Genomic DNA, 7,670 nt, shown 5'->3' on the forward strand with positions numbered 1-7,670 from the left:
CGTACTGACCAACGGTCGGTACCTACCGGTCAACGCCGGTATCAGCCCAGCAGGTGGGCGACGCCGGAGCGCTCTTCTTCCAGCTCGGCCAGGGTCTTGTCGATGTACTTCTGGCTGAAGTCGTCGATCGGCAGATCCTTGACCAGGGTGTACTTGCCGTTTTCGGTGGTCACGGCGAAGCCGAAGATCACGCCTTCCGGAATGCCGTAGGAACCGTCGGACGGCACGCCCATGGTGACCCACTTGCCGTTGCTGCCCAGCACCCAGTCACGCACGTGGTCGATCGCAGCGTTGGCGGCCGAAGCAGCCGAGGACGAGCCGCGGGCTTCGATGATCGCCGCGCCGCGCTTGCCGACGGTCGGGATGAAGGTGTTGGCGTTCCAATCCTGGTCGTTGATCGCATCGGCGATGGAGGCACCATCGGCGGTGGCGAAACGGTAGTCCGGGTACATGGTCGGGCTGTGGTTGCCCCACACGACCAGCTTCTCCATGCCACCGACCGGCTTGCCGAGCTTGTTCGACAGCTGGCTCAGCGCGCGGTTGTGGTCCAGGCGCAGCATGGCGGTGAAGTTTTCCGGCTTCAGGTCCGGGGCCGACTTCATGGCGATGTAGGCATTGGTGTTGGCCGGGTTGCCGACCACCAGCACCTTCACGTCACGGCTGGCGACCTTGTTCAGCGCCGCGCCCTGGGCGGTGAAGATCTTGGCGTTTTCCAGCAGCAGGTCCTTGCGCTCCATGCCCGGGCCGCGCGGACGCGCGCCGACCAGCAGGGCGATGTCGGCGTCCTTGAAGGCCACTTCGGCGTCGTCGGTGCCGACCATGCCGGCCAGCAGCGGGAAGGCGCAGTCTTCCAGCTCCATCATCACGCCCTTCAGGGCGGCCTGGGCCTTGTCGACCGGCAGTTCCAGCAGCTGCAGGATGACCGGCTGGTCCTTGCCCAGCATTTCGCCGGAGGCGATGCGGAACAGCAGGGCGTAACCGATCTGGCCGGCAGCGCCGGTCACGGCAACACGAACGGGTGCTTTCATGGGGGTTTCCTCTTGCTTGCAAGCGTTGGATGGAACGCCGCGGGCGTGGCACGCAGGCCTGGCGGGCGGCGGGGAACAGGGAAACGGCCACCGAGGGGTGGCCGTTTCGAAGGGGGATCAGGCGGCGAGGATCTTGTTCCACTCGGCGACGCGGTCGGCCTGTGCGGCCAGCGCGGCGTCGACGTCGCCTTCCAGGGTGATCGAATGGATCACGTCGCCCTGCTTGACCGAATCGACGATGGCCTGGCCCTCCAGGACCTTGCCAAAGACGGTGTGGCGGCCGTCCAGCCAGTCGGTCTTGATGTGGGTGATGAAGAACTGGCTGCCGTTGGTGTTCGGGCCGGCGTTGGCCATCGACAGCGAGCCGACCTCGTGCTTCACGCCATTCTTCTCGTCCTCGAACTTGTAGCCCGGGCCACCGGTGCCACGACCCTGCGGGCAGCCGCCCTGGATCATGAAGTCGGCGATGACGCGGTGGAAGATAAGGCCGTCATAGAAGCCCTGCTTGACCAGGTTGACGAAGTTGGCAACCGTCAGCGGCGCCTTGTCGGCGAACAGCTCGACCTTGATCGGGCCCTGGGTGGTGTCGAAAGTGGCGATGAGGGACATGGAGATCCTTGCTGCAGATGGGAATGCGTCTAGCCACCTAGTTTACACCGCGCCCGTGGCAGCCGCGCCTTCGACCATGGGCCAACGGAGCCGGCCCGGACGGCCGGGGGGCACCGTTCAGGCAGCCCCGGCAGGCACCTGAATGGGCCTCCGACCGGATCTGAAATGAAGGTTTTCGCCAATCGTCAACTTCGACGTATAATGTTGGACTTCTTTTTCCAAATCCGGCGCCGACTGGCCCCCTTTCGTATGTCCATCGAAAACCTTCGCAACATCGCCATCGTCGCTCACGTCGACCATGGCAAGACCACCCTGGTCGACCAGCTGCTGAAGCAGTCCGGCACCCTGTCCGAGCGTACCGTCCTCGCCGAGCGCGTGATGGACAGCAACGACCAGGAAAAGGAACGCGGCATCACCATCCTGGCCAAGAACACCGCCATCACCTGGGAAGACAAGAAGACCGGCATCAAGAACCGGATCAACATCGTCGATACCCCGGGGCATGCCGACTTCGGCGGCGAAGTGGAGCGCGTGCTGTCGATGGTCGACACCGTGCTGATCCTCGTCGACGCGATGGACGGCCCGATGCCGCAGACCCGCTTCGTCACCCAGAAGGCCTTCGCGATGGGCTTCAAGCCGATCGTCGTGGTCAACAAGGTTGACCGTCCGGGCTCGCGTCCGGAGTGGGTGATCGACCAGGTCTTCGACCTGTTCGACAAGCTCGGCGCCACCAACGAGCAGCTCGACTTCCCGATCGTCTACGCCTCGGCCCTGAACGGCTACGCCGGCCTGGAAGACACCGTGCGCGACGGCGACATGACCCCGCTGTATGAAGCGATCATGCAGCACGCGCCGAAGCCGGAAGTCGATCCGGAAGGCGCCTTCCAGATGCGCATCAGCCAGCTGGACTACAACAACTTCGTGGGCGTCATCGGCATCGGCCGCATCCAGCGCGGCACCCTGAAGAAGAACATGCAGGTCGCGGTCATCGACCGTGAAGGCAAGAAGCGCAACGGCAAGGTCGCGCAGGTGCTGGGCTTCCTGGGCCTGGAGCGCATCGAGCAGGACACCGCCGAAGCCGGCGACATCGTCGCCATCTCCGGTATCCCGGAGCTGACCATCTCCGACACCCTGTGCCACCCGGATACCCCGGAAGCGCTGCCGGCACTGACCGTCGACGAGCCGACCATCTCGATGACCTTCCAGGTCAACAACTCGCCGTTCGCCGGCAACAAGGACCTGTCCGGTGGCAAGTTCCTGACCAGCCGCCAGATCAAGGACCGCCTGGACCGTGAAAAGGTCCACAACGTGGCCCTGAAGGTCGAGCAGCTTGAAGACGCCGACAAGTTCCTGGTCTCCGGCCGTGGCGAACTGCACCTGTCGGTGCTGATCGAGAACATGCGTCGTGAAGGCTACGAACTGGCCGTGTCGCGCCCGGAAGTCATCATCAAGGAAATCGACGGCCAGATGATGGAGCCGATCGAACAGCTGGTGGTGGACATCGAAGAAATCCACCAGGGCGGCGTGATGGAAAAGCTGGGCACCCGCAAGGGCCAGCTGAAGAACATGGAGCCGGACGGCAAGGGCCGTGTGCGCCTGGAATACTCGATCCCGGCCCGTGGCCTGATCGGTTTCCAGAACGAGTTCAAGACCCTGACCCAGGGTTCGGGCCTGCTGTTCCACGTGTTCGACCATTACGGTCCGAAGGAACAGGGCGCGATCGCCAAGCGCATCAACGGCGTGATGATCGCCAATGCGCCGGGCACCACGCCGGCCTACTCGCTTGGCCCGCTGCAGGAACGCGGCAAGCTGTTCGCCGCTGAAGGCGACAACGTGTATGAAGGTCAGCTGGTCGGTATCCACTCCAAGGACAACGACCTGACCGTCAACGCGATCAAGACCAAGCCGCTGACCAACATGCGCGCTTCGGGCAAGGACGATGCGATCCAGCTGACCCCGGCGATCAAGTACTCGCTGGAACAGGCCCTGGACTTCATCGAGGACGACGAGCTGGTCGAGATCACCCCGAAGGAGATCCGTCTGCGCAAGAAGTTCCTGACCGAAAGCGACCGCAAGAAGGCCTCGCGCGGCGGCTGAGCCTGACCCGTGAGCCAGAACGGCTACAACCCGGATCCGCACCGGCATCCGGGTCTCCACGTCATCGCCCTGCTCGAAGCGAGCAAGGCGATGCTGGCGCTGTTGGCTGCGACCGGGCTGGAAATGCTCGGTCCGCAGCCGCTTCGCGATGGGGTCAATGCCCTGATCCGGCGTTTCAGCCTGGACCCGGATCACGGCACCCTGCCCTCGCTGCTGAACATGATCAGTCCCGACGCGGTGCACCTGGCCGCGGCGGCGATGATCGGCTACGGGCTGCTGCACCTGGTCGAAGCCTGGGGCCTGTGGAAGGCCAGGGCCTGGGCCTCCTGGCTCGGCTGCCTGACCGCGTCCATCTACCTGCCCTTCGATATCTACGCGGTGCTCCGCCACCCCGGCTGGGCGTCCTGGAGCGTGCTGGCGATCAATCTGATCGTCGTCTACGTGCTCGCCCGCGACCTGCGCAAGCGCCGCCACTGAGCAGCCGCTACACTGACGATTGGAGCCGACCCAGCCGTCCGATGCGCCCGTTCCTGCCTTCCCTGCTGACCTGCCTGACCGCGGCCCTGCCCGCGCTGTTTGCCGTGGGCTGCAGTCCGGCGACACCGGCGGCACACGCCGCCGCGCCCAGCAGCAGCAACGTGCCGTTCCCCTATGCCGAAACCGACGTGGCCGATCTGCAGGCGCGGATGGTCAGCGGCGAGCTGGACAGCGCCACCCTCACCGCCGCCTACCTGCAGCGCATCGCCGCCCTGGACCGAACCGGCCCCCGCCTGCGCGCAGTGCTGGAACTCAACCCCGATGCCCTGAAGGAAGCGGAAGAGCGCGACCGCGAGCGCCACGCAGGCCGCCTGCGTGGCCCGCTGCACGGCATCCCGGTGCTGCTGAAGGACAACATCAACGCGGCGCCCATGGCCACCACGGCCGGCTCGCTGGCGCTGCAGGGCTTCAAGCCCGGCGATGCCTACCTGGTGCGGCGCCTGCGCGAGGCCGGCGCGGTGGTGCTGGGCAAAACCAACCTCAGCGAATGGGCCAACTTCCGCGGCAATGACTCGATCTCCGGCTGGAGCGCGCGCGGCGGTCAGACCCGCAACCCCTACCGCCTGAGCCATTCGCCGTGCGGCTCCAGCAGCGGCAGCGCGGTGGCCGTGGCCGCTAACCTGGCCAGCGTGGCGATCGGCACCGAGACCGACGGCAGCATCGTCTGCCCGGCGGCGATCAACGGCGTGGTCGGGCTCAAGCCCACCGTCGGCCTGGTCAGCCGCGAGGGCATCATCCCGATCTCCTTCAGCCAGGACACCGCCGGGCCGATGACCCGCAGCGTGGCCGATGCGGCCGCCGTGCTTACCGCCATCGCCGGCCGCGATGCCGCCGACCCGGCCACGGCGACCATGCCCGGCCGGGCGGTCTACGACTACACCGCGCGGCTGGACCCGCAGGGCCTGCGCGGCAAACGCCTGGGCCTGCTGCAGACGCCGCTGCTGAAGTACCGCGGCATGTCGCCGCTGATGGACCAGGCCGTGAGCGAGCTGCGCCGTGCCGGCGCCGTGGTGGTGCCGGTGGCGATGCCCAACCAGGGCGCCTGGGAAGAGGCCGAGCGCACCGTCCTGCTGTACGAGTTCAAGGCGGGGCTGGAGCGCTACCTGGTCACCTACAAGGCGCCGCTGCGCAGCCTGGCCGCGCTGATCGCCTTCAACCAGGCCCATGCGAAGCAGGAACTGGGTCTGTTCGGCCAGCAGCTGCTGCAGGAGGCCGACGCCACCCCCGGCCTGGCCGACCCCGCCTACATCCGTGCGCGCAGCGATGCGCGCCGCCTGGCCGGCCCTGAGGGCATTGATGCGGTGCTGGCCACGCACCAGCTCGATGGCCTGGTCGCGCCCACCACCGGCATTGCCTGGCCGTTGCGCAGCAGCGGCGATGATTTCCCAGGCGAGAGCTACAGCGCCGCCGCCGTGGCCGGCTACCCCAGCCTGAGCGTGCCGATGGGCCGGATCGACGGCCTGCCCGCCGGCCTGCTGTTCATGGGCACCGCCTGGAGCGAGCCGAAGCTGATCGAGATGGCCTATGCCTACGAACAGCGCACCCGCGCACGGCAGCCACCGCGGTTCGCCACCGACGCATTGATCGACGCCGGCGATCCGTAGTCACCTGGCAGCGCCGGGCCAAGCCCGGCGGACGGCACGTGCCGCTGCGCTCGCCGGGCATGGCCCGGCGCTACGGTCCGGGTTCCGGCTCCCCCGGCACGATCGCCGCCTCACCATCCTCCGCCCCCGGCGAACGCACGTCCGCCGTGCGCGCACGCGGTCCGCGCGGCATGTCCAGCTCGTCCTCGTGCTGCAGCCGTGCACGCACCTGCGGCAGCGACTGCGGGTGTTCGCGGGCAAGGAAATCCAGCATCCGTTCGCGCACCAGGCAGCGCAGGTCGAACGCATCGCCGGAGCTGCGCGCACTGACCAGCAGGCGCACCTGGATCGCACGCTCGCTGGTGTCGGTCACCTGAGTCACGCACACGCGGCCATCCCACAGCGGCTCGCCCCGGCAGATGCGCTCCAGCTCGGCACGGATGGCCGCAATGGGCGCGCGATAGTCCAGCCAGAAGAACGCGGTACCCAGCAGGTCGGCGCTGCGCCGCGTCCAGTTCTGGAAGGGGTTTTCGATGAACCAGGTCAACGGCACCACCATCCGCCGCTCATCCCAGATGCGCACCACCACGTAGCTGCTGCCGATCTCCTCGATGCGCCCCCACTCGCCTTCAACGATCACCACGTCATCCAGGCGGATCGGCTGGGTCACCGCGATCTGCAGGCCCGCGATCAGGTTGCCGAACACCGGCTTGGCGGCGATACCGGCGACCAGGCCGATCAGGCCCGCCGACGCCAGCAGCGCCGAACCGATCTTGGCCACCATGTCGAACTGCAGCAGCACCAGCGAGGCGCCGAGCACGATGATGCCGCCCATGATCACCCGGCTGAGCACCCGGGTCTGGGTCTGGATGCGGCGCGCTTCCAGGTTGTCGGCCACGTCGATGGGATGGCTGCGCAGGATCGCGCGCTCGATGGCGCCGACACCGCGCACCAGCAACCAGATGAAGCAGGCCACCAGGCTGATGTGCAGGATGCGCTGCAGATTGCCCAGCAGCGGATCCTGCAGTGGCGTTGCCTGCAGTGCGGGTATCAGCAGCAGCAGCGGCAACGCCGTCGCCAGCGGCAGGCCGAGCACGCGACCGATGCGCGCACGACGCCGATCGCGCCCCTTCAACCGGTGATAGACCCAGAGGATCACCCATGCACCGATGCCGCCGATCACCAGCGCCAGCCCCAACGGCCATGCATAGGCCTGCATGTGCTCCCAATGCACCCTTGCCACCTCCACTCGAACACGCGGATGGACAGGGTCGCGCATGGGGCATGAGTGTGTTGTATGCAGGGCCGATGCCCTGCACCCGCAGCGGCAACGGCAACGTCAACGTCAACGTCAAAAGCTGGTTTCCTGAGGGTTGGCGGGGTGGGTCCGGTTGAGGGGGACGCTGCAAGTACGTCCATGTAAGCTCGGTCGCCGCATCCATGCGGCTCACGCCCCCTCAACCGGGCCCACCCCGCCTTCGACAGTTTCCCGCTGCTGATGGTGGGTGCCGACCGTTGGTCGGTACGGGGGTCGGATCCCGTTGCTGCGCAACGGGCTCCAACCCCATTTTGAATATTGATATCTGACAGGAAAATCGTGTCGACCAAGGTCGACACCTACCAAAGGCCTCGCGCCCCATTAGAACCACGCCATGCGTGGATGATTCATACGATATCCGACAGATGTGCCGACCAACGGTCGGCCCCCACCAACAGCCGCCATTACCAGTAGAGCCACGCCATGCGTGGATGAATTCACTCGATAACCGACAGATGTGCCGACCAACGGTCGGCACCCACCAACAGCCGCCATTAC

6 protein-coding genes are annotated in these 7,670 nt (G+C 66.5%); 3 read left to right on the forward strand and 3 right to left on the reverse strand.

What is annotated here, in order from left to right:
* Window positions 1-41: 41 nt before the first annotated feature.
* Together AC1VXD_RS12485 and AC1VXD_RS12490 are read right to left on the reverse strand one after the other, a co-directional pair.
* On the reverse strand, window positions 42-1,028 hold the full coding sequence (locus AC1VXD_RS12485) for a malate dehydrogenase (protein ID WP_482992307.1): 987 nt from the start codon (window positions 1,026-1,028) through the stop codon (window positions 42-44).
* 117 nt (window positions 1,029-1,145) lie between these two features.
* Window positions 1,146-1,637: a peptidylprolyl isomerase gene (locus tag AC1VXD_RS12490; RefSeq protein ID WP_079220769.1), complete on the reverse strand. Its 492-nt coding sequence runs from the start codon at window positions 1,635-1,637 to the stop codon at window positions 1,146-1,148.
* A gap of 249 nt (window positions 1,638-1,886) precedes the next feature.
* On the opposite strand from AC1VXD_RS12490, the gene typA reads away from it, so the two are divergent.
* The 3 genes from typA to AC1VXD_RS12505 are packed head-to-tail and all read left to right on the forward strand — an operon-like array spanning window position 1,887 to window position 5,875.
* Window positions 1,887-3,734 carry a translational GTPase TypA gene (gene typA / locus AC1VXD_RS12495; protein ID WP_049456418.1) on the forward strand — a complete coding sequence of 616 codons (1,848 nt, stop codon included), beginning with the start codon at window positions 1,887-1,889 and terminating at the stop codon, window positions 3,732-3,734.
* Window positions 3,735-3,743: 9 nt separating this feature from the next.
* Window positions 3,744-4,211 carry a DUF2127 domain-containing protein gene (locus AC1VXD_RS12500; protein WP_313054533.1) on the forward strand — a complete coding sequence of 156 codons (468 nt, stop codon included), beginning with the start codon at window positions 3,744-3,746 and terminating at the stop codon, window positions 4,209-4,211.
* 41 nt (window positions 4,212-4,252) lie between these two features.
* Window positions 4,253-5,875: an amidase gene (locus AC1VXD_RS12505; RefSeq protein ID WP_482992308.1), complete on the forward strand. Its 1,623-nt coding sequence runs from the start codon at window positions 4,253-4,255 to the stop codon at window positions 5,873-5,875.
* A gap of 70 nt (window positions 5,876-5,945) precedes the next feature.
* Here AC1VXD_RS12505 and AC1VXD_RS12510 read toward each other — a convergent pair whose 3' ends face one another.
* Window positions 5,946-7,133: a mechanosensitive ion channel family protein gene (locus AC1VXD_RS12510; protein WP_482992309.1), complete on the reverse strand. Its 1,188-nt coding sequence runs from the start codon at window positions 7,131-7,133 to the stop codon at window positions 5,946-5,948.
* Window positions 7,134-7,670 lie beyond the last annotated feature (537 nt).

The sequence above is a fragment of the Stenotrophomonas sp. STEN054 genome, from assembly GCF_056854535.1.

Bases quoted from the DNA above. Each gene is read 5' to 3' on its own strand.
- typA (WP_049456418.1), top strand. From the start codon at position 1,887: ATGTCCATCGAAAACCTTCGCAACATCGCCATCGTCGCTCACGTCGAC.
- AC1VXD_RS12510 (WP_482992309.1), bottom strand. From the start codon at position 7,133: ATGCGCGACCCTGTCCATCCGCGTGTTCGAGTGGAGGTGGCAAGGGTG.
- AC1VXD_RS12490 (WP_079220769.1), bottom strand. From the start codon at position 1,637: ATGTCCCTCATCGCCACTTTCGACACCACCCAGGGCCCGATCAAGGTC.
- AC1VXD_RS12505 (WP_482992308.1), top strand. From the start codon at position 4,253: ATGCGCCCGTTCCTGCCTTCCCTGCTGACCTGCCTGACCGCGGCCCTG.
- AC1VXD_RS12485 (WP_482992307.1), bottom strand. From the start codon at position 1,028: ATGAAAGCACCCGTTCGTGTTGCCGTGACCGGCGCTGCCGGCCAGATC.